At 34.6% G+C, this 19,816-nt stretch carries 22 protein-coding genes and 1 other RNA gene; 12 read left to right on the forward strand and 11 right to left on the reverse strand.

The annotated features are described in order from the left end of the window. Positions 1 to 110 precede the first annotated feature (110 nt). Positions 111 to 236 (reverse strand): hypothetical protein, encoded by a 126-nt coding sequence (locus tag ACWIUX_RS02810; RefSeq protein WP_448589209.1) that lies wholly within the window; start codon positions 234 to 236, stop codon positions 111 to 113. 203 nt (positions 237 to 439) lie between these two features. Between ACWIUX_RS02810 and ffs the strand changes: the two genes are divergently transcribed. From ffs to ACWIUX_RS02850, 8 genes are all read left to right on the forward strand, one after another. Continuing rightward, positions 440 to 706: signal recognition particle sRNA large type (gene ffs, locus ACWIUX_RS02815), an RNA gene on the forward strand. 58 nt (positions 707 to 764) lie between these two features. After that, positions 765 to 1,157: a PaaI family thioesterase gene (locus ACWIUX_RS02820; protein ID WP_448589210.1), complete on the forward strand. Its 393-nt coding sequence runs from the start codon at positions 765 to 767 to the stop codon at positions 1,155 to 1,157. Beyond that, complete coding sequence (gene smpB / locus ACWIUX_RS02825; RefSeq protein WP_448589211.1) at positions 1,154 to 1,600, forward strand: SsrA-binding protein SmpB; 447 nt, start codon at positions 1,154 to 1,156, stop codon at positions 1,598 to 1,600. The genes ACWIUX_RS02820 and smpB overlap by 4 nt, the downstream gene beginning before the upstream one ends. A gap of 17 nt (positions 1,601 to 1,617) precedes the next feature. Then, positions 1,618 to 2,487 (forward strand): signal peptide peptidase SppA, encoded by an 870-nt coding sequence (gene sppA / locus ACWIUX_RS02830; protein ID WP_448589212.1) that lies wholly within the window; start codon positions 1,618 to 1,620, stop codon positions 2,485 to 2,487. Positions 2,488 to 2,505: 18 nt separating this feature from the next. Then, positions 2,506 to 2,856, forward strand: a complete 351-nt coding sequence (locus ACWIUX_RS02835; protein ID WP_448589213.1) for a cupin domain-containing protein — start codon at positions 2,506 to 2,508, stop codon at positions 2,854 to 2,856. Between the two features lie 11 nt (positions 2,857 to 2,867). Then, positions 2,868 to 3,248, forward strand: coding sequence for a cupin domain-containing protein (locus ACWIUX_RS02840; RefSeq protein WP_448589214.1), 381 nt, complete (start codon positions 2,868 to 2,870; stop codon positions 3,246 to 3,248). A 10-nt stretch (positions 3,249 to 3,258) separates the two neighbouring features. Next, complete coding sequence (locus tag ACWIUX_RS02845; RefSeq protein ID WP_448589215.1) at positions 3,259 to 3,852, forward strand: riboflavin synthase; 594 nt, start codon at positions 3,259 to 3,261, stop codon at positions 3,850 to 3,852. Continuing rightward, positions 3,849 to 4,505, forward strand: a complete 657-nt coding sequence (locus tag ACWIUX_RS02850; protein WP_448589216.1) for an endonuclease — start codon at positions 3,849 to 3,851, stop codon at positions 4,503 to 4,505. The genes ACWIUX_RS02845 and ACWIUX_RS02850 overlap by 4 nt, the downstream gene beginning before the upstream one ends. Here the strand turns inward: ACWIUX_RS02850 and ACWIUX_RS02855 are convergent. Further along, positions 4,492 to 6,123, reverse strand: coding sequence for a DHA2 family efflux MFS transporter permease subunit (locus ACWIUX_RS02855; protein ID WP_448589217.1), 1,632 nt, complete (start codon positions 6,121 to 6,123; stop codon positions 4,492 to 4,494). The two genes, ACWIUX_RS02850 and ACWIUX_RS02855, sit on opposite strands and share 14 nt — an antisense overlap. Before the next feature lie 139 nt (positions 6,124 to 6,262). After that, positions 6,263 to 7,351: an HlyD family secretion protein gene (locus ACWIUX_RS02860; protein ID WP_448589218.1), complete on the reverse strand. Its 1,089-nt coding sequence runs from the start codon at positions 7,349 to 7,351 to the stop codon at positions 6,263 to 6,265. 218 nt (positions 7,352 to 7,569) lie between these two features. Here ACWIUX_RS02860 and ACWIUX_RS02865 point away from each other — a divergent pair, with 218 nt between their 5' ends. Further along, a complete protein-coding gene (locus ACWIUX_RS02865) occupies positions 7,570 to 7,986 on the forward strand; it encodes a universal stress protein (RefSeq protein ID WP_448589219.1) in 417 nt (138 codons plus the stop codon). Between the two features lie 49 nt (positions 7,987 to 8,035). On the opposite strand, the gene alaS is transcribed toward ACWIUX_RS02865, so the two are convergent. The 7 genes from alaS to ACWIUX_RS02900 form a co-directional block, all read right to left on the reverse strand. Next, positions 8,036 to 10,600, reverse strand: coding sequence for an alanine--tRNA ligase (gene alaS / locus ACWIUX_RS02870; protein WP_448589220.1), 2,565 nt, complete (start codon positions 10,598 to 10,600; stop codon positions 8,036 to 8,038). 72 nt (positions 10,601 to 10,672) lie between these two features. Beyond that, positions 10,673 to 11,311, reverse strand: a complete 639-nt coding sequence (locus ACWIUX_RS02875; protein ID WP_448589221.1) for a nitroreductase family protein — start codon at positions 11,309 to 11,311, stop codon at positions 10,673 to 10,675. A 64-nt stretch (positions 11,312 to 11,375) separates the two neighbouring features. Then, the gene (locus ACWIUX_RS02880; protein ID WP_448589222.1) at positions 11,376 to 12,182 is read right to left on the reverse strand and encodes a slipin family protein; all 807 of its coding nucleotides are present in this window, start codon (positions 12,180 to 12,182) and stop codon (positions 11,376 to 11,378) included. 45 nt (positions 12,183 to 12,227) lie between these two features. Then, on the reverse strand, positions 12,228 to 13,448 hold the full coding sequence (locus tag ACWIUX_RS02885; protein WP_448589223.1) for an NfeD family protein: 1,221 nt from the start codon (positions 13,446 to 13,448) through the stop codon (positions 12,228 to 12,230). Positions 13,449 to 13,534: 86 nt separating this feature from the next. Continuing rightward, a complete protein-coding gene (locus tag ACWIUX_RS02890; RefSeq protein WP_448589224.1) occupies positions 13,535 to 14,728 on the reverse strand; it encodes a DUF3084 domain-containing protein in 1,194 nt (397 codons plus the stop codon). Continuing rightward, positions 14,716 to 15,813, reverse strand: coding sequence for an LptF/LptG family permease (locus ACWIUX_RS02895; protein ID WP_448589225.1), 1,098 nt, complete (start codon positions 15,811 to 15,813; stop codon positions 14,716 to 14,718). The genes ACWIUX_RS02890 and ACWIUX_RS02895 overlap by 13 nt, the downstream gene beginning before the upstream one ends. Beyond that, complete coding sequence (locus tag ACWIUX_RS02900; protein ID WP_448589226.1) at positions 15,810 to 16,373, reverse strand: hypothetical protein; 564 nt, start codon at positions 16,371 to 16,373, stop codon at positions 15,810 to 15,812. The genes ACWIUX_RS02895 and ACWIUX_RS02900 overlap by 4 nt, the downstream gene beginning before the upstream one ends. Positions 16,374 to 16,665: 292 nt before the next feature. Here ACWIUX_RS02900 and ACWIUX_RS02905 point away from each other — a divergent pair, with 292 nt between their 5' ends. Genes ACWIUX_RS02905 through feoB form a run of 3 tightly spaced genes read left to right on the forward strand, consistent with a single transcriptional unit; the run spans position 16,666 to position 19,185 of the window. Beyond that, positions 16,666 to 16,842 carry a hypothetical protein gene (locus tag ACWIUX_RS02905; RefSeq protein ID WP_448589227.1) on the forward strand — a complete coding sequence of 59 codons (177 nt, stop codon included), beginning with the start codon at positions 16,666 to 16,668 and terminating at the stop codon, positions 16,840 to 16,842. Continuing rightward, positions 16,829 to 17,056, forward strand: coding sequence for a FeoA family protein (locus tag ACWIUX_RS02910; RefSeq protein ID WP_448589228.1), 228 nt, complete (start codon positions 16,829 to 16,831; stop codon positions 17,054 to 17,056). Before ACWIUX_RS02905 ends, ACWIUX_RS02910 begins: the two co-directional genes overlap by 14 nt. Beyond that, on the forward strand, positions 17,023 to 19,185 hold the full coding sequence (feoB, locus tag ACWIUX_RS02915; RefSeq protein WP_448589229.1) for a ferrous iron transport protein B: 2,163 nt from the start codon (positions 17,023 to 17,025) through the stop codon (positions 19,183 to 19,185). Before ACWIUX_RS02910 ends, feoB begins: the two co-directional genes overlap by 34 nt. Here the strand turns inward: feoB and ACWIUX_RS02920 are convergent. Continuing rightward, positions 19,171 to 19,797, reverse strand: a complete 627-nt coding sequence (locus ACWIUX_RS02920) for a ComF family protein (RefSeq protein WP_448589230.1) — start codon at positions 19,795 to 19,797, stop codon at positions 19,171 to 19,173. The two genes, feoB and ACWIUX_RS02920, sit on opposite strands and share 15 nt — an antisense overlap. Positions 19,798 to 19,816 lie beyond the last annotated feature (19 nt).

The following is a 19,816-nucleotide window of genomic DNA, read 5'->3' on the forward strand; positions in this document are numbered from 1 at the left end:
ACGATAACTTATCCCCATTTTCTTTGCCCAGGTTGATAGTTTCATATTTTTATATTATACATTTTTGGCTATTTGTGTCAATATTTGTCTATGAGATTAATTACTTGTATCTAATACCTCTCTTCACTTGCAACTTCTCCTCTTTTAACCAAATCATCAATTAGCCTTTCAGCCTTTTCTCTCGTAATATCAACAACACCAAGCCCCATTAATAAAGCTTTGCTAATTAAATCCATCCTATTTCTCCCTCCTTAAAGTACAAATTAACAAACTCTTTTAATTTTTTAATTTTACTACTTATATATTAGTTTTAAATTAATTTTTATACACGCTCAAAGAGGGTGAAAGATATCCACAAAAAGATATCAAGCATATGTCTTATATTTTAATTAATATTTAAAACATAATATATTTCCCTTCACTTCATGTTAGAATATTAATGTGCTAAGCGGGGAGCTGGCGGTGCCCTGTACCTGCAATCCGCCATAGCAGGGCCTAATTCCCCAGCCGAGGCTTAGAGATGTAACGCAGCACTGTAAAGTGCAATGTTGATAGCAAGGCCTTACGCGACGGTGCTACCGTGAACCCCGCCAGGACCGGAAGGTAGCAACGGTAAGCGGTCAGACCGGGTGCCGTAAGTACCCCTTGCAGGAGTTGTACTTACAGAAAGCGGTTGTATCTCTATTGTCGAAGCTGGGGTGCACAAAGGTTATTTTGTTTAATCTTAATTTTACATATCGGAGAAAGGTTAATCTAAATGAATTATGTTAATAGCTGATGATTGGTGTTTTGCATGTGGAAGAGCCAACCCGTTAGGGTTACATCTTGAGATATATCAAAACGAAGAGGGAGTATACACAACCTTTCACTTTCAAAAAAATCATCAGGGTTGGAATAACATTGCGCATGGAGGCATAATAACAACCCTTTTGGACGAATTAAGCACATGGGCCGCAGTGAAGCTAGGACATAATGTTGTAACAGCTCAATTAATAGTAAAATTTAAAAAACCGATTCCTATAAATACATATGTACTAGTATCTGCAAAAGTAACTGAAAATAAGGGTCGTTTAATATACGTACAATCTCAAATAGAAAGTATAGATAGAAAAATATTATATGCTATGGGTCAGGCTACTTTATCGGTTGTAAGATGAGTAACTATTCCCCTACAATAGAAAATAGAAAAGCACGTTATGAATATGAAATATTAGAGACCTTTGAAGCAGGAATAGAACTTGTAGGAACAGAAGTAAAGTCCTTACGTCTTGGCAAAGCCTCCTTTTCTGGTTCATATTGCCAAGTTGAAGATGGTGAACTTTGGATATATGATTTTCACATATCTCCTTATGAGCAGGGTAATATATTTAATCCTGATCCGAAAAGAAAAAGAAGGCTTCTTGTCCATAAAGGAGAAATACTGAGATTATATAATACTGTAAAACGAAAGGGTTTGACGTTAATTCCCCTGAAATTATATTGGCACAGAGGAAAAGCAAAAATTCAAGTTGGACTTGCAAGGGGTAAAAAATTATACGACAAGCGTGAAAGCATTAAAAAGAGGACGTTAGAAAAGGAAAGTAGAAGAGGAGAGTACTAATTTGAAGGGAGCAAAAAATGTTTAAAAGGCTTAGTCTAGCTTTTATTTTTCTTTTCGTTTTGATTGTAACCTTCTCGTTGGGCTATATATCAGCAAAGTTTAAACCATCTGGCGTAAGAGTTGGTTATATTGAAATTAACGGAGTAATAAACGATCAAACAAGCGAGTCCGTATCATCAGCGATAAGAAAGGCGAAATCTGACCCATACATCAGAGGTATACTATTAAGAGTAAATAGTCCAGGCGGCTCAGTAGGCGCTAGCCAAGAAATTTTTGAAACCTTGATGAACTACAAAGAAAGCACAGGAAAACCCATTATTGTTTCCATGGGAGATGTAGCCGCGTCAGGTGGTTACTATGTATCTATAGCTGCAGACAAAATTTTTGCTTTGCCTTCTACTCTTACTGGAAGCATAGGAGTAATTGCCAATATATTTGATATTCACGAACTTATGAAAAACATTGGCATAAAAGAGGAAACCTTAAAAACAGGAGAATACAAAGATACAGGCTCTATATTCAGATCACTTACTCCTAAAGATAAGGAATACCTAATGGGACTCATCGGAGATTCATATGGCCAATTTCTATACGATGTTTCAACAAGGCGAAATATTCCACTCGATAAACTAAAAACTATTGCAGATGGAAGAGTTTTTTCTGGAGCAAAGGCAAAATCACTCGGTTTGATTGACGAACTTGGCACGTTAAACGATACTATAGATTATATGAAAAGCCTATTAGGTGCAAAAACGATTACATTAGAAAAGTTAAACAATAAAAGCATCTTAGATCAAATAGTTGGAGCTTCTTCAAGAACAAATTTAGAACAAAGTAATTTTTTAATGTATATTTTGCCTTTCTTTAAGGATAATATCTTAAAATAAAATATTCTGGAGGGTATAGTGGCTAAAATTGGAAATTTTAGTGAAGTAGAAAATAAGAAAATGGACGTAGATGGTGCAAAAGGTGCAAGCATAAGATGGCTTATAACGCCAGAAGATGGCGCACCAAATTTTGCCATGAGATTGATTACTATTGAACCAGGCGGTCAGAGTCCTGCCCATTCACACAACTTTGAACATGAAATGTTTGTTCTAGAAGGAGAGGCAACAGTTGTCTCAGATGGCTTAGAAACAAAGGTGCACGAAGGCTCATTTATTTTTATAAAACCCGGTGAATTCCACACAGTTAAAAATACTGGCACAAAAGTTTGCACCTTTTTGTGCATGGTACCAAATTATTCTATAAAGTAAAGGTAAAATGAATGTTGCCAAGACTAAAAAATTTAAACAAACTTGCTTTTGAAAGAAAAAACGGTATAAACAAAAAGATAGTGTTTTCTCCAAACACTGATGGAAACCACTTTTTATCTTTACATCTGTACGAGGGCGTACCAGGCGAAGAAATTATAATTGACACAGAAGTAGGCGATGAAATAATTGTTGTTTTGAATGGTAGTTTAAAAGTAAAAATAAACGAAATTGATTATCATGTTAAAAAAGATATGTCAATTCTTTTACCATCAGGTTCAAGTTATCAGCTCATAATTGAAGGGGGAGAACCGCTAAAGGCCTTTGTGATTGGATGCAATGAGTGTCTTCTCGCAAACAATTTAAAAAAAGAGTACCAATCAGTAAAAGAGTAAATAGTGCAAAATGTTTACAGGCATTATTGAAGATGTAGGCAAAGTAATCTCCTTTTTCCCAGAAGGACAAGGCTATAAAATAAAAATCGCATTCAATAAACAATTCGACGATTTAAAGGTTTCAGATTCTATATCAGTTGACGGAGTTTGTCTAACAATAACAAAAATAATTGGGAAGATTTTTGAAGCAGATATTTCAAAAGAAACTGTTTCTGTTACTACCTTCAAGCATTTTAAAAGTGGAATGAGGGTAAATCTCGAAAGAGCAATGAAACATGACTCAAGATTCGGAGGACATATTGTGCTTGGTCATGTTGATGCTGTAGGAAAAATAACTTCCCTTAAGAATGAAAAGTTAAATACCATACTCACAGTAGAATATCCTCCAAAGTTAAAGAAGTATATAGCGCACAAAGGTTCTATAGCCATAAATGGAATAAGCTTGACCATAGCTGATTTGAAAGAAAATTTTTTTGATGTGGCGCTTATACCATTAACCATAAAGGAGACCTCTCTCGCTGATAAGCAGGTAGGCTCGCTTGTAAATATTGAAGTTGACGTCATAGCGAGGTATATTGAGAGTTTACTAAAGTACAAGGTTTGATTAACAAAAGAATCGATCTCTTAGAGAATTATAAAATTTTATATAATTTTTTTGGCCCTCAAGGTTGGTGGCCAGCAGATAGTCCTTTGGAAGTTGTAATTGGGGCAGTTCTTACCCAGAACACTTCATGGCAAAACGTTGAAAAGGCTATATTTAATCTTAAACAAAATAATCTCATAAACCTTATAGCGCTAATTGAAATAGATCAAGTTGAGCTTGCAAGGCTTATTAAACCTTCAGGTTACTACAATTTAAAAGCCAAAAGATTAAAAAATCTTTTACTAGAGATACACAAAAATTTTCACAGCATAGAAGAAATGAAAAAATTAAGCCTAAACGAAGCAAGGAATTTACTATTGGGAATAAAGGGGATTGGCTATGAAACTGCCGATTCTATTCTTCTCTATGCACTCGAATATCCAACATTCGTAATCGATACATATACTTTAAGGTGGCTTGAAAGGTTAAATATAAAATTTTTTGGTAACAAAAAGAACAGATACCATCAGTCACAAACTCTTTTTATGAAAAACCTACCTAATGATATTAAACTTTTCAAAGAATACCACGCTTTAATTGTAAAACTTGGAAAAGAATTTTGTAAAAAAAGGCCAAAGTGTTCTGAATGTCCCTTTTTCATTAAAGCTCTATAACACTTTCCTTAACACTTGAGTCCTTCTTATCCTTTAGCTTATGAGGTCGTGTATCCCTAATAAGAAGACTAAACAAGGTAGCAATAATAAATAGAAAAAATATCCCAAAAAATGTTGAATTGAAAGCCATTATAGCGGCATGCAGATCAATGTAATTGCTTAGAAGTGCAAAGGTCTTATTTGGCAAGTCTGCAGGAGTAGAACCGCCATTCATCATTAATGCCCCGCTTAGATCAGCAAACCAAGTACTTAACGTTGGAGAAGTGGTAGCAGGGCTAATTAACGAGCTCTGAGTATAAAACGGATTGTTTGTAACAATATGCTCTACCATATATGCCCTGTTTATCGTAGTGGAGTTTTCAAGCATAGTAGCAAAAACCGCTATTCCAATACTACCACATACAGTCCTTATAAGATTAAAGAGACCAGATGCACCAAACATAAACCTTTTCTCAACAGTCATTAGCGCTGCAGTGCTCAAAGATACAAAAATAAAGGCAAAGGCAACCCCTTGAATTACTTGAGGAATTAATATATCCCAAGCATTTGTATTTAGATTCATCGTTGTAAGAGGATAAAAACTTATTGCAGCCAGAACTGTAGCAATAAAGATCATCTTCTTGGGACCTATAAAATTATATATCCTTCCAGCAATGGGCATCGCAAAAGCCATAGTTAGACTTCTCGGCATCAAAGCCAAACCAGATTCCATTACTGAATATCCCAGAACATTTTCGAATAACATTGGCAGTAAAAATAGACTTCCGAACAATCCCATCCCAAAAATACCTCCAAGTAGAGTAGCGCTCGTAAAAGATATATCCTTTAAAACCCTTAACTCAACGACAGGCTGATCAGTCTTCAATTCCCATATTACAAAAGCTATCAAAGAAATAGCACTAATAATAGCAAGCTTTACTATAAAGTCAGACTCAAACCACGAGTTTTCTTGTCCTTTTTCAAGCATTATCTGTAAAGTAGAAAGGCCTACTGTCATCAACATAAGACCAATATAGTCAATTTTACCGACATGTCTTTTACGGTCAGGCGATTCCTTTAAAAAGAGAGATATCATTATAAGGTTCAATATTATAAACGGCATATTTATATAAAAAATCCAATTCCAACTGTAATTATCAGTTATATAACCACCAAGAGTTGGCCCGATGCCAGGACCTAGCACAACTCCCATTCCAAAAACACCCATAGCCTTACCTTGCTCTTCTGGCGGAAAAGTCTCCCTGAGGATTGCTTGTGACATAGGAATTAGAGCACCACCACCAATCCCCTGAATAATTCTAAAAATTATCATAGACTCTAAATTCCATGCAAGTCCACACAAAAAGGATCCAATTCCAAAAATAACCACACTAAAAGTAAAAAACCTTACTTTGCCAAACAGGTCGCTCAAAAATCCTATAGTTGGCATTATAACAACGTTTGACAGCATATACGCAGTTGACACCCACGTAATTTCAGAAACCGACGCGCCAAGAGACCCTCTCATGTTAGGAAGTGCGACGTTTACTATGCTAGTATCAAGAGCTGCTACTAGGGTGCCTAACATTATAGTAATAGTTATCATCCACTTATTTTTTGGGGCTGTTTCCTTAGACATTATTAATTATCCTTTCACATCCTTAAAATTTAAACGTTTAAGTAGTTAGAAAATTAAAATTTTTCGAATAATAGAAGATGAAAAATGAATAGACAAAAAATTACTTGTCTATCATTTAATCTAACTTGACTTAGAATATTCAAAATCCCGTATCTACGTAAGGATTTACAGAAAGCCCTGGATAAAGAGGATGCTTTGGATCGTAAGGACTGTCTATTGCTATTCTCACAGGCACTCTTTGGACCACCTTTACAAAATTGCCTGTAGCGTTTTCGGGTGGTAAAAGACTAAAAACTGCTCCTGTACCCGGTTGAAAGCTTTCAACATGACCTTCAAACTTAATACCTGGATACGCATCCACGTATATATCAACCTTCTGACCTACTCTCATTTTATCAAGCTGAGTCTCCTTAAAGTTTGCAGTAACCCACAAATCATTTTTCTTTACTAAAATAAACAGTGTTTGGCCTGGGACAGCATAGTTCCCTACTTCTGCAAATTTTTTCGCAATGTAACCGTCTTCCGGAGCATAAATTTTTGTTCTCCTAACATTTATAAGTGCTTGATCAAGGTTTGCCTTAGCTTCTTTAATAGCATATAGCGTTGTAACCTTTTTTGCTCTTATAGTATCTAGAGCAGCTTTAGCTTGATTAACAGCCTTCTCAGCAGCTTTCATTGCAGCTATTGCAGTCTTTTCCTTGGTAACATAGGTATCATAAACATCAGCAGAAACAGCGTCTTGTTTGTATAAATCTTCATACCTCGTCTTTTCCTTTTGTGCAAGTTCTGCCTCAGCCTTAGCAGACGAGTAGTTATCCCTTGCTTGCTGTAAAGCAGCTTCTGCTTGTTTTTCAGAACTCTCGATTTCATTAATAGTAGCCTCAGCCTTTTTTAATGTAGCCTCATTAAGGTTAAGCGCATTTGTATAGTCCGCAGTATCGATTTCAGCAAGAACTTGACCCTTTTTAACCTCTTGATATCTTTCTACATTAACTGCTACTATCTTGCCAGATATTTGAGGTGAAATATAAATATACGTACCTTCAACATAAGCGTCGTCTGTGCTTTGATGAGTAAGAGAATATACTACTTTTTGATACACAAAAGGAGAAGCAACTACCAGAATAATTAAGATAAATATAAGAAATATCTTTTTACTAGGCTTTTTTATCTGAGGTCTTGAAAATCTAAACTTAGTTTTATTTTCTTCTTTCAATTGTTCTGACATAATTCCTCCTGAAGAATCCAAAATTATATTAATAGAGTATTATTTTAGTAAATGCTGACCGATCAGTCAACTACTAAAAATTTTTCAAATTTCACTAATTTTATCTATAAATAACTTTGTTTTCTGAACCTAAAAGAAATTCTAATAAACAAGGGGTATTTACAAATTATTTAAAATGATATAATAAACTTAACAAATATTTTTAGGAGGCGTTTGACATGGATCGGAGGTCTGTTTTGGTAGCCTTTAAGAATTTTCAGATAGATAAATCTGTTTTAAAAGAGGCTACAAGAATCGCAAGATCGAATAATGCTGTTGTTTACCTTCTGAACATAGTTGAGCGCTCTGGTTTCCTAGGTGTATATAACCCTAGCGCTGAAGAAGAGTTATTTAAAAAAGCAGAAAGTGAGATAGCTAAAGCGAAAGACTATCTTAGATCGGAAGGCGTTGAGGCAGTTGGACTTGTAAGATTTGGCGAAAGAAGCGAAATAATATGCGAAGTTGCAAAAAAGATAAAACCAGTGCGAATTGTTATTGGAAACAGAGGGCTTAAGGGTATAAAAAGACTCTTGTTTGGAGGAGTACCAGAAAGAGTAGTAAAGGCATCTTGCTGTCCTGTTTATGTTGTAGAATAAGAAAATAGATCTTTCTACCCCCGAACATATAGCTTCGGGGGTTTATTTTTTATAGCAACCTTAAAAAATCTTTTAAAGCTTTAATAGCAGAATCTAGCTTACCTAGATCTTTTATTCCACCTTGTGCAACCCTATTCTTTCCTCCTGCCCCACCTCCAGTAACTTTCGTAATAATTTTTGCTAGCTCGTTTGCACCAATAGTTTGTGACAGTCTATCAGAAACTGAAAGCACAAAATTAGCACTTCGATTATTCGTATAATAAACAAATAAAATTAAATTATCAAAGCGATTTCTGGCAACATCTATGAAAAAGAGCAGGTCTTCATTTGTACGAACATTTAAATTTTCAACAATTAAATAAAATTTTCCAACTTCTTCTGGTTCTAGAGTATTAGCCTTTAACTTCAAAAAATTCATAGTCGTTTCCTTAAGATACTTTTTAATTTCATCTATTTCTTTTATAATTAAGACAGATTTCTTTACAGGAGAACCACTTGCATCCAAGATTTTATCTATTTTATCAAGATCGTCACGCTTTTGTTGAAAATACTGCAAGGCTTTAATTCCCGTAAATGCTTCAATTCTTCTAACGGAACTTGCAATAGATTCTTGTTTTACTATTGCAAAAGTCCCAATTTCTCCTGTCATTTTCACATGAGTTCCACCACACAATTCTGAGGAAACATTATCAATATTTACTACTCTTACTACCGATTTATACTTATCTGAAAACAAAGCTATTGCACCCGACTTAATTGCATCCTCGAGCTTCATTTCTTGAACAGTTACCTTATGATTTTCCATTATTATTTTATTTACTTTTCTCTCAATATCAGCTATTTCCTCATCAGATAAAGCATTTGAACAGAAATCAAATCTTAATATTTCATCAGAAACATAAGAACCCTTTTGGCTAACCGTTTCTCCAAATTTCTCTCTAAGAACAGCGTGTAGTATATGAGTACAAGTATGGTTATGCGAAGCAAGTTTCCTACGTTCTATATTAATCTCTGCCTCAACAAAATCTTCTCTACTAAAAATACCACTTTCTACTTTTCCAAAATGAAGGATCGCATCCCTTTCTTTTTGTACGTTTACAACCTTGAAGACCGCGTTTTTTGTTTTTATGTAACCAATATCTGAAATCTGCCCTCCGCTTTCGGGATAAAAAGGGGTTCTATCGAGAACAATACAACCTTCTTCCTTATCCACTAGATTGTTCACTTCAACATTATTTTTGTATATTCCGAGTATTTTAGAACTAATTCTGGTATTATCATAACCAACAAATTCTGTAGAAAATGAGGTGTTTACAACTTCATCTACAAACTGAGAACCCTGTCTGGATAAATTTTTCCTTTCCAAGAGCAATCTATTAAATCCATCTATATCAACATCTATGTTAAATTCTGCAGTCATCTCTCTAGTTAAATCTACTGGAAAACCATAGGTATCATAAAGCAAAAATGCAATTTCGCCAGAAATTATGCCATCTTTTTTAATTTGGGGCATTAGTTTATTAAGCATACTTATCCCCTCTTTAAGACTTTGAGAAAATTTTTCTTCCTCCGACCTTATAACATCAATAATCTTATCCTGCTTTTCCAAAAGTTCAGGGTATGACTGACGGTATATATCGCAAACCGTTGGTACCGCTTTATATATAAATGCCCCCTGATAACCAGCAAGGTGTGAAAATGTAAGGGCTCGCCTAAGCAGTCTTCTTACAACATAGCCTCTTCCCTCATTTGAAGGCATTACATCATCAGAAATTGCAAAAACAGCACCCCTTAAATGATCAGACATAACTCTCAAAGGAACTAGTCCTTTACCCCTATATTCCAAACCCATAATGGAAGACAGCTTCTCAATAATAGGATAAATTAAATCTGTCTCATAGTTTGAATTTTTCCCTTGTAATACTGAGGCTATTCTCTCTAAACCCATTCCTGTATCTATACCTTTTTTACTAAGAGGAAGTAAATTTGAACTTTCATCTCTATTGAACTGCATAAAGACAAGGTTCCAAATTTCTAAAAATCTATCACAGTCACAAAGAGGAGAACAATCCGGTCTCTTACAACCAAAATCTTCTCCTCTATCATAATAAATCTCAGAACAAGGTCCACATGGACCTACAGGGCCAGCAGACCAAAAGTTATCCTTTTCCCCCGATCTATAGATCTTTTCAGCAGGAATATCCAAAGATCGCCAAATCTCATAAGATTCATCGTCATCCTTATAAATTGTTATAAAAAGCCTTTCCTTTTGAAGGTGCAAAACTTCTGTAACGAAAACCCACGCAAATGGAATAGCTTTTTCCTTAAAATAATCCCCAAAAGAAAAATTGCCAAGCATCTCAAAAAACGTATGGTGTCTGGCAGTTTTACCAACTTCCTCTATATCATTAGTTCTTAAACACTTTTGAGAAGTCGCTGCCCTCTTGAATGGAGGCTCTTCTCTCCCTAAAAAATATGGTTTGAATGGAACCATGCCTGCAATTGTAAACAATATAGTTGGATCATCGGGAACAAGAGAAAAGCTCGGCAATACTGTGTGGCCTCTTTCTTTAAAATAATTCAAAAAAAGACGTCTAATGTCATCTGAAGTCAAGGGGAACCTCCTACAATCGGTATCGGATTGATTTAATTTAAAATACTTTATCTAAAATTATTATATATAAAATCAAATAAAACGTAGCACTTCGCTAACGCTTTTTCGCCTAGGTGGAACAAGATCTTTTACCGCAGGTTTTCCTAAGGGAATTGTAGCAACAATTTTATCATTTTCTCCTATTTTAAGAATCTTACCCATTTCCTTTCTAGCAATATTTGGTGCGGTCATCCAACAACTACCGTAGCCAAATATGTGTGCAGCAATCTGAAGCTGTAAGACACTTGCAGCAACGCTTTGTATTGACGCTTCATAAGCAAATGGCGGCTCATCCTCCTCTATAAAGTATTCATTTATAAAATCCATTACTGATTTATACGGCTTTGCAATAGCAAATATTACAACAGGTGCTTCTTTAAAAAAAGTAAAATAAAAAGTCGATTTTGAAATAAGTTTGATCTGCTTGGAATCTTTTTCTTTATCAAGAGTAGATGCTAAAAATTCAAGCTTTTTTAAAACTGCACTTGCAAGTTCCTCCTTCACAAAATCGTCATAAACAGCCACAAACTCCCAAGGTTGAGAATTAGTAGCAGAAGGAGACATAGTAGCAATATATATAATCTTCTCAACATCTTCTCTTGGAACAGGATCGGGCAAAAATTTCCTATGAGAACGTCTTTTTAAAATTACATCAATAAGCTCTTGCTGCATCATCATCCTCCCTATGAAACTTTATTAATTTATTAATAGACGAAACTAGAATTTGTATTATTTATTACTTATTCTCTTTTTCTGTGCTATTTAGATTGGCACCACTAAAAATCTGGCTTAATAAATTGATCGGAATAGGAAGTATAGTAGTCGTATTCCTCTCTGGAGATATGTCGGCAATCGTCTGCAAAAATCTAAGTTGAATAGTCAAGGGATTTTGAGCCATAACCTCGGCAGCCTGCTTGAGCTTTTCTGAGGCCTGAAATTCTCCATCAGCGATAATAACCTTAGCCCTTCTAAGTCTTTCTGCTTCAGCTTGTTTAGCTATAGCTCTTTGCATCTCTTGGGGTATTTCAACATCTTTAAGTTCAACCACACTTACCTTTATTCCCCATGGATTAGTTTGCTCATCTATGATTTGCTGAAGCTTATGATTTATAGCCTCTCTTTGAGATAACATTTCATCAAGTTCAGATTGTCCCAAAACTGATCTTAAAGTAGTCTGCGCAATTTGAGAAGTAGCCCTTACAAAATTTTCAACCTTAAGCACGCCAAGTTCTGGGTCAACAAGCCTAAAATAAACTACCGCATTTACCCTTACTGGGACGTTGTCTTTAGTTATGATCTCTTGCGGCGGAACATCCATTGTAATAGTTCTTAAATCTACTTTTACCATCCTTTCAACAAATGGAATCAAAAGTATAAGACCAGGTCCCCTAACCCCAACAAATCTACCTAACCTAAAGACAACACCTCTTTCATACTCCTGAGTAATCCTTATAGCGCTTGGTAAAACTATCGCAATTACAAATATTGCAAGCAAAATGAAAATCAAAACAGAACTAAAAGCAAACCTCACAATCTCGTACATATTAACCTCCTCATTCAATAATATTTGAGTTCTAACTTACATAAACTAATCCTTTTCTACCCTTTTTACCTTAAGTAGGATACCTTCCTTTCCAACCACCTTTACTGTATCGCCAACTTTATAAGATTCAGAATCTACTGGTTTTGCACTCCAAAGTTCTCCATCAAAAAAAACTAAAAGCAATCGGCCGTTTTCTCTAACGTCTTTCACTTCAACTTCCCTATTTATAACATAAGAAGAATCTACAAAAGGCTTTTTTCTTCTAGTACCAAGAACAAGATAAAAGAGTATAGCTATTAATATGCTAGTTAATAAAGCTGCAGGAATTGCAACTGTAAGAGCTGATGGATAGCCCAATCTTTCGGAGGGCTCAAAAAGCATGAACATCCCAAAAATTAAACTTATTATACCGCCTGCAGTTAAAATGCCAAAAGATGGAACAAATATCTCAGTTATAAAAAGAACAATAGCAAAACCTATAAGGATCAGTCCTGTTACATTAAAGGGGATATTTCCGAGCGCAAAAAGGGATAATATTATACATATAAAACCTATTACTCCTGGGAAAATTAATCCTGGACTTGCAAGCTCAAAAATGATCCCATAGATTCCAATCATTATTAATATACTCGCAACAGTCGGATTTGATATAAGATGTAAAAAATATTCGAAAAATGACATCTTGTAATATACATAATTAGGCTCTAAATTTAGAGTCGTTTTAGCATTATTAGCTATAACAGTTCTGCCATTTGCCTGAGAAACAAGAGAATTTAGATCATTAGCTATAATATCTATTACGTGTTCTTTAAGTGCCTCTGAATCGTTTATACTTTGACTCTTAAGGACTGAGTTTTGAACCCAGTTTTCGTTTCTCCCATGGATCTTTGCAAGACTCCTGATATATGAAGCTGCATCCTGAGCTGCCTTTTCAAGCAAAATTTTATCATTTCCTCCACCACCAATCATAACTGGATGCGCAGCCCCTATCGAAGTATTTGGCGACATTACTGCCAAAGATGATGCTTCTACAATAAATGTACCAGCAGATGCAGCCCTTGCACCTGAAGGGTAAACATAACTAGCAACCGGAACTTTCGATGTCAAGATCGACTGTACTATTTCTCTCATAGACTGATCAAGGCCACCAGGTGTATCAAGCTCTATCACAACAAGTGACATGTTTCTGGTATTTGCACTATCTATACCGCTCTTTATATATCTAGCAACAACAGGATCTATTGCGCCGCTTACTTGTAAAACCAATATATCCCCTGCATAAGCTCTCTGAAAGGAAAAAAGGACAAGAAAAGTTAGAAAAATAAAAAAAGTAGAACTAAAGGGTTTCATAGTTAATCAACCACAATCCGAATATGCAAAGGCCCAATAGCATAAGTATCTTCCGCAGCAAGGATACTAACTTTAACCTTCCCCTGATATGACAAATTTTTTATATTTCTTATTGCATTATATAAAACAGGATATGATACGTTTCCAACAGTTCCAGTTAAAGGATCGGGTACAATCCCTCTTAGCTTTGCTACATGATTTGTCTCCTGTAGTAAAAGCCCGAGCTTAGCAAGAAGCAAATTGCTATCAAGATTTGGATCTAACTCAGTAGATACTATTGTTTCATCTTTTCTAAAAACAAGAGTGTTTTCAAAAACTTGAAGAGAGGCAAGAATATGTTTTTCGCCAACTACTACATTACCCTCAGATAGTATTCTTACTGCAAATTGAATGTCATTTCTCGCCATCGTATTTATTGAATCAAGCACATTTTGTTTTGGTATAACAAGCACAGTTTCTGTACTTCCTAAACCCAACTCATTAGCAAGAATTGCATTTGTTCTTTGTATAAAATCATTCAGTTCACCTTCACAAACTGATCTATCTCCCCCCTGTATTATTGTCTGAGCAATTATTTGATGTGCTTCAAATTGAAGTTTGCCAGTTCTGAGGGATTGAATAGACGTTTTGAGCTTATCTAACAATGCCCTTGATGAACTAATATCGTTTAATAGACTTTCCTTTTCAGAATTCAGGGAGGCTATCTTCTCATCTAGCAAAGATTTCTGATATTCCATTTCCTTTATATGAGAAAGTGCCAGTTGATTTTCCTTTTTAAGATTTATTGTATCTAAAATGAGCTTCTGTTTCTCTTTATTGACGTTATTTAAATCGAATTTAAGATTTTTCAATTCGACAGAGCTCTTACTATATTCTTCCAAGAGTCTGTTTTTCTCTTGAGCTAAATTATTCCTTTCCTTTGTTAGAGCAGAAATTTCTTCTTTTAAACTTTGCAGACCAAAAAGAGCTATTCTAGCATTCTGAGAAAGAGATAACATAATAACAATGGTTATTGCAGCTATCAATATTCCAGAACTAACCGACATAAAGGTTGCGGTATATTTTGGTCTCAATCCAAAAATAGAAAGCCTTTTTTTGCCTGCCTTTTTTCCTAATTTGTCTGCTATATAAGCAACTACTGCACTCAGAATAAGGATGATCGGTATAAAATAAAAACCAAACTCTAAGTGTCCCACTTGACAACCATAAATATTCCAAAAATCGTAAGCAAAATATCTGCGCCAAATGATGCAATGAAAGGAGGAATATAGTTCATATAACCTAATGTCGTTAGCAAACTAAAAATTAGATAGTATACAAGCACAGTGGTTATAGCAATGCCGAAACCTAAGACAGATGATTTTCTATCTGTAGCAATACCAAAAGCAACCCCTATACACGCAAATGCAAAACAGGCAAATGGCAGCGAGATTTTGTTGTAGAGATCAACGTATAAGGACTTATCAACGATATCTTTGGAATTTGAGAGATAGCTAAGCAATTCAAAAAAGCTCATATCCCTAGGCTTTTTTGCCGGTAAGGTCTTTATAGCTTGAGGCAGAACTCCAAGCGGAACAATCAATTTCTCAAAATCTAGCCTACCCACAATAATTCCATCCTTTGAAAATTCATAAGAAAGCCCCTTTGATGCCACCCAACGATTGCCTGAAAATTCAAGATTACTAGCGTATATAGTTCTCTTCAAGAATTCGTTATCAAATTCTTGAATATACACTCCTTCTAAAGACATTGTAGCAGGTTTATATTCTTTTGCAAAGATTATAAATTTTGGTTTGGGATTGTCAGGTGGTAATTTAAATAAAACATTTTGCCTTTCTGTATTAAGCTCCTTTTTTAATTCTCCTGCTATAATATATCTGCTTGTATTCAACAAAGGATATGCTAGCTTTTCAAACGTAAAAAAAGAAACAGCAGAAAAAATAACACCAATTACCATAAAGGGCAGTGAAAACTTAAAAATAGATAGGCCTGCAGATCTTAAAGCTACAAGCTCCCAATTCGATGAAATCCTGGACACAGCCATCAATACACCCAAAAGCGTAGCCATAGGAAAAGCAAAGGCTATTGAATACGGCACACTACATGCAGCCAACTTTACCCCTGTTAAGAAGGAACCCTGATTGTCGGCAACTAACTTTATAGTTCTCATTGATTCACCTGCTAACATTAAGCCAGAAAAGGCAAGCAAACCAAAGAAAAAAAATGGCAAAAAATCATTTAATATGTAAGACCAAAAAAGTTTATTAAAAAGAATTCTCATTGCCCTATATTTGTAGTGGTTTCTGCTGAATTACCAGACTCCTCTTTTGAAGAGGTTTCAACATTAGATGATTTTATGTTTGTTCCTTCAACTTTTCCTGTTTTTAAATCTATAGAAAACTTATCACCTGTCATCTTAGATGTAGAAGAACCTATCGATGCGTCTCCTACCAGAGTAACCAAATCATCAAACAAATCAAGCTCATTGCAAGAAAAGGAATATTGTTTATAAATCCCGTCTTTAACATTAAAAGCCTCTACTTGAGTTTTATTGTTCTTTTTCTTTAAAATAATCTTCTTCGCAAAAAAACTAACGTCTTTGCCACTTAATTTACCGTTGAAAAGATCTAGAACTGACTTATTAGGATAATATTCAGCCTTTTCACCCGTAAACTCATAATCTTTATAAGTAATTACAACGTTACCATCGGCCACCCACGTACCAGTTCCAAAATCAAGATAAACCTGATCAGCCTTCACATTTGGCGCCTCAGCAAATGAAGCCCTCCCAAAGAAAAACAATATTGCAAGGAAAAACGAAAGGATCTTTACGCTCTTCAAAAACTTCTCCTCCAACACTCTTTAAAGTTTCTTAGCCTATAGTAAATGTTAGCTATCAATTACATTGATTACATTATATATTATAAATGAAATAAGATTAGATTTATTTTAGAATAAATCCCTATACATTGTAGTGATTATATATTTTAATTTAAGACATTTGCTGCACATGGAATCCTAGAATTGTTGCTTTTTCTAATAAGCTACTATTTAAAAATTCTGATCAGTTGACAAGATTTATAAGCTATATTAAACTTTAAATGTTAGTTAAAACTAACTTTGGAGGAATATTGTGGATATTTTGTTTATTTTGCTTTTAGGCCTTGTTTCTTTGTTTGTTTTGTATAAAATCTTTTCCAAAAGAAAGACTATTTGTGATAGTTGCCCCAACAAATCATGCAAAACAAAGAATTTTAACTGTTGCGACCTAGAAAATCTTTCTAAGGAGGAAAAAAATGGTTCTCAATAAAGCATTAAAAAACAAAAGGTATAGGGTAGTTGATATAAAACTAGATGAGAAGCTTGCAAGAAGGTTGCAAGAACTGGGAATAGTTAAGGGAGGCAAAATTCACATGATTAGGAAGGCACCACTGGGAGACCCTATACATATTTGTGTTAACGGTCAAAACATATCACTAAGGAATTCAGTATGTTCAGGTATCGTCATAGAAGAAGACAAATAGACGTTTTAAAAAAAAATTCTATAAAGGTAGCGTTTGTAGGGAACCCTAATGTAGGCAAAACAGCTCTTATAAATGCCCTATCTGGTTCGAACTTAAAAGTCGGCAATTGGCCTGGAGTTACTGTTGAAAAAAAGGAAGCAAATATTGTTATAAATAATCAGACGTTTTCTTTGGTAGATCTGCCAGGAGCCTACTCATTAAATCCCTTTTCTTTAGAAGAAAAAATAACAAGAGATTTTTTAATCAACGAGAGACCTGATTTAATAGTAAATGTAGTAGATAGCAACCAACTTGAAAAGAGTCTTTTTTTAACCTTTGCGTTATCAGAGTTTGAAATACCTATGGTAATAGCCCTTAATTTTTTTGATGAGATGGTCAAAAATAAAACAGAAATAAATATTAAAAAACTAAAGGATCTATTGTCGGTTGAAGTAGTTCCTACATCAGGAGTAAAAAAAATCGGCATAGATGCTCTTAAAGAAGCAATATACAAAGCTATTAATGAAAGAACATTGCCAAATATACTCTTCGAAGAATCACTTGATAAAAAGTTCAAGCAAATCAAAGAGATGTTGAAAGACAAGAAAGATCAATTAGGATATCCGTTATCTTTTGTAGCAGCAAGAGTACTAGAAAGAGATAATCAGATGATCAACGAATTGATTAATAAAAAACTCATCGATAAAAGCATTTTGGATTTGACTGTCGACAACAGCACATATATTGAATCAAGATATAAATTCATATCCTCAATATGTAAGAAGATCTTGGTGAAACATAAAGACTCCTACGATTTAACTCAGAAAATAGACTCGATACTCTTAAACAAATTTCTAGGTTTACCGCTTTTTTTGATTATGATGTTTATAGTATTCAAACTTACATTCGATCTGTCAAAACCATTTGTAGATTTTACCAGCTATTTTATAAACGATTACATTGGAAAATATGTAGTCTATTTACTCTGGTTTTTACCAGACATATTTAAGTCCCTTATTAAGGAAGCTATCATAGGTGGCGTGGGTTCAGTAATAAGCTTTTTCCCATTAATAGGAATTTTCTTTTTGTTCATTTCGATACTCGAAGAAAGCGGCTATATGACTAGGGCTGCTTTTCTTATTGATAAGTTAATGAGTTCAATTGGGCTGAGCGGTAAAGTCTTTATTCCACTTATACTTGGTTTTGGTTGTAATGTTCCAGCAATTTATGCCACTAGAGGCCTTGATTCTCAAAAAGACAGGCTTCTTGCAGGTCTTATGATACCCCTAATGTCTTGTTCAGCAAGATTGCCAGTTTATCTTTTGTTTACTGCTGCATTTTTCAAAAGTTTTAAAGAACTAATAATTCTTGGGCTATATTTTCTTGGTGCACTCATAGCTATATTACTTGTCATACTATTACAATTAGCTGTCCCGTCTTTGAAAACCGATTCAACTCCATTTATATTAGAGCTACCACCATATAGGATTCCTCCTTTAAAATTTCTTTTAAAACTTACAGGTTTTAGGGTAAAATCTTTTGTAAGAAAGGCTAGTTCTGTAATACTATTTACAATGATACTTGTATGGAGCATAAATTCTCTGCCGTATAATGCTCCTGTAGGAGAAAGTTATCTCGCACAGGGATCAAGAGCTATTGCTTTTGTATTCGCTCCCGCAGGCTTTGACAAATGGGAAGCAGTTGCAACCCTTTTACCCAGCATAGTAGCAAAAGAGGCGGTTATTGGAACGCTTGGCCAGATACTCGAGGGCGAACAAAACAGTACAACTGAAGCAAAAAGCGCTGAAGAATACAATTTTGCAGATGACACCTCAAAGGTAATTGAACAATTTAAAGATTCATTTATTGAAGCAGGTACAAGTCTTCTGAATTTCTTTACGATAAATTCATTTCAAGAGAAAGAAAAAAATGAAAGCCTTATGAATAGATTAAGAACTTTGTTCACGCCACTATCGGCTTTGTCATTTATGATATTCATATTGCTTTTCGTGCCATGTATGGTTACCATTAGCGTATTTATACAAGAATACGGTATGAAGTGGACTGTTTTTGAAATTTGTATGCTACTTACCATATCATATAGCGTATCCACATTGGTCTATCAAATAGGCAAATTATTTATACATTGAAGAATCTTTATAATTCTGCCAAAAAACCGGAGATACTGCATAAGTAAGAAAAAAGATTACTTTAGAACCTGATCTGGACAATTCTTTATAAGCACTTCTTAAAGTTGCACCTGAAGTTACCACATCATCAAGTAGCAAAACCTTTTCTGGTGCTGCCTCGGCATAAAAACAATTCTCAACATTCTGTTGCCTTTCTTTAAAATAAAGAAGATGCTGTTTTTTTGTTTCCTTTATCTTCTGGAACCTATATATTGGTATACTCTTCTTTTTTGAAATAGTATTTACAACTTTATCCAGATGAGAGCGTCCAAATTTATCATCAGGAATAGGAGAAATATAAAAACCGTCAAACTTTTTGTTATTTATAAATTTCAAAACTATTTTTGATATCTCCTCCATTGCTATAGGATTTGACTTTGCCTTTATTATTAAATCCTTAAATCTATCTTTATATATACCAACAGAAAAAGATTTATCAAATGGAGGGCAAACAAACTCAAGTCCACTTCCAAAGGATGCCTTACAACCTTTACAAACATAATCCAAACTAAGGTCGTCACATAAAATACAATGCCCTCCAAAAAGGAGGGCAAAAAGTTCTTTTAAGAACATTAAAGACATATTCAATAAA

The organism is Thermodesulfobium sp. (assembly GCF_053498235.1).

Excerpts from the sequence above, each read along its gene's own strand:
- ACWIUX_RS02810 (WP_448589209.1), bottom strand. The coding sequence starts at position 236 with ATGGATTTAATTAGCAAAGCTTTATTAATGGGGCTTGGTGTTGTTGAT.
- ACWIUX_RS02820 (WP_448589210.1), top strand. The coding sequence starts at position 765 with ATGTTAATAGCTGATGATTGGTGTTTTGCATGTGGAAGAGCCAACCCG.
- smpB (WP_448589211.1), top strand. The coding sequence starts at position 1,154 with ATGAGTAACTATTCCCCTACAATAGAAAATAGAAAAGCACGTTATGAA.
- sppA (WP_448589212.1), top strand. The coding sequence starts at position 1,618 with ATGTTTAAAAGGCTTAGTCTAGCTTTTATTTTTCTTTTCGTTTTGATT.
- ACWIUX_RS02840 (WP_448589214.1), top strand. The coding sequence starts at position 2,868 with ATGTTGCCAAGACTAAAAAATTTAAACAAACTTGCTTTTGAAAGAAAA.
- ACWIUX_RS02845 (WP_448589215.1), top strand. The coding sequence starts at position 3,259 with ATGTTTACAGGCATTATTGAAGATGTAGGCAAAGTAATCTCCTTTTTC.
- ACWIUX_RS02855 (WP_448589217.1), bottom strand. The coding sequence starts at position 6,123 with ATGTCTAAGGAAACAGCCCCAAAAAATAAGTGGATGATAACTATTACT.
- ACWIUX_RS02860 (WP_448589218.1), bottom strand. The coding sequence starts at position 7,351 with ATGTCAGAACAATTGAAAGAAGAAAATAAAACTAAGTTTAGATTTTCA.
- ACWIUX_RS02865 (WP_448589219.1), top strand. The coding sequence starts at position 7,570 with ATGGATCGGAGGTCTGTTTTGGTAGCCTTTAAGAATTTTCAGATAGAT.
- ACWIUX_RS02875 (WP_448589221.1), bottom strand. The coding sequence starts at position 11,311 with ATGCAGCAAGAGCTTATTGATGTAATTTTAAAAAGACGTTCTCATAGG.
- ACWIUX_RS02880 (WP_448589222.1), bottom strand. The coding sequence starts at position 12,182 with ATGTACGAGATTGTGAGGTTTGCTTTTAGTTCTGTTTTGATTTTCATT.
- ACWIUX_RS02895 (WP_448589225.1), bottom strand. The coding sequence starts at position 15,813 with ATGAGAATTCTTTTTAATAAACTTTTTTGGTCTTACATATTAAATGAT.
- ACWIUX_RS02910 (WP_448589228.1), top strand. The coding sequence starts at position 16,829 with ATGGTTCTCAATAAAGCATTAAAAAACAAAAGGTATAGGGTAGTTGAT.
- feoB (WP_448589229.1), top strand. The coding sequence starts at position 17,023 with ATGTTCAGGTATCGTCATAGAAGAAGACAAATAGACGTTTTAAAAAAA.
- ACWIUX_RS02920 (WP_448589230.1), bottom strand. The coding sequence starts at position 19,797 with ATGTTCTTAAAAGAACTTTTTGCCCTCCTTTTTGGAGGGCATTGTATT.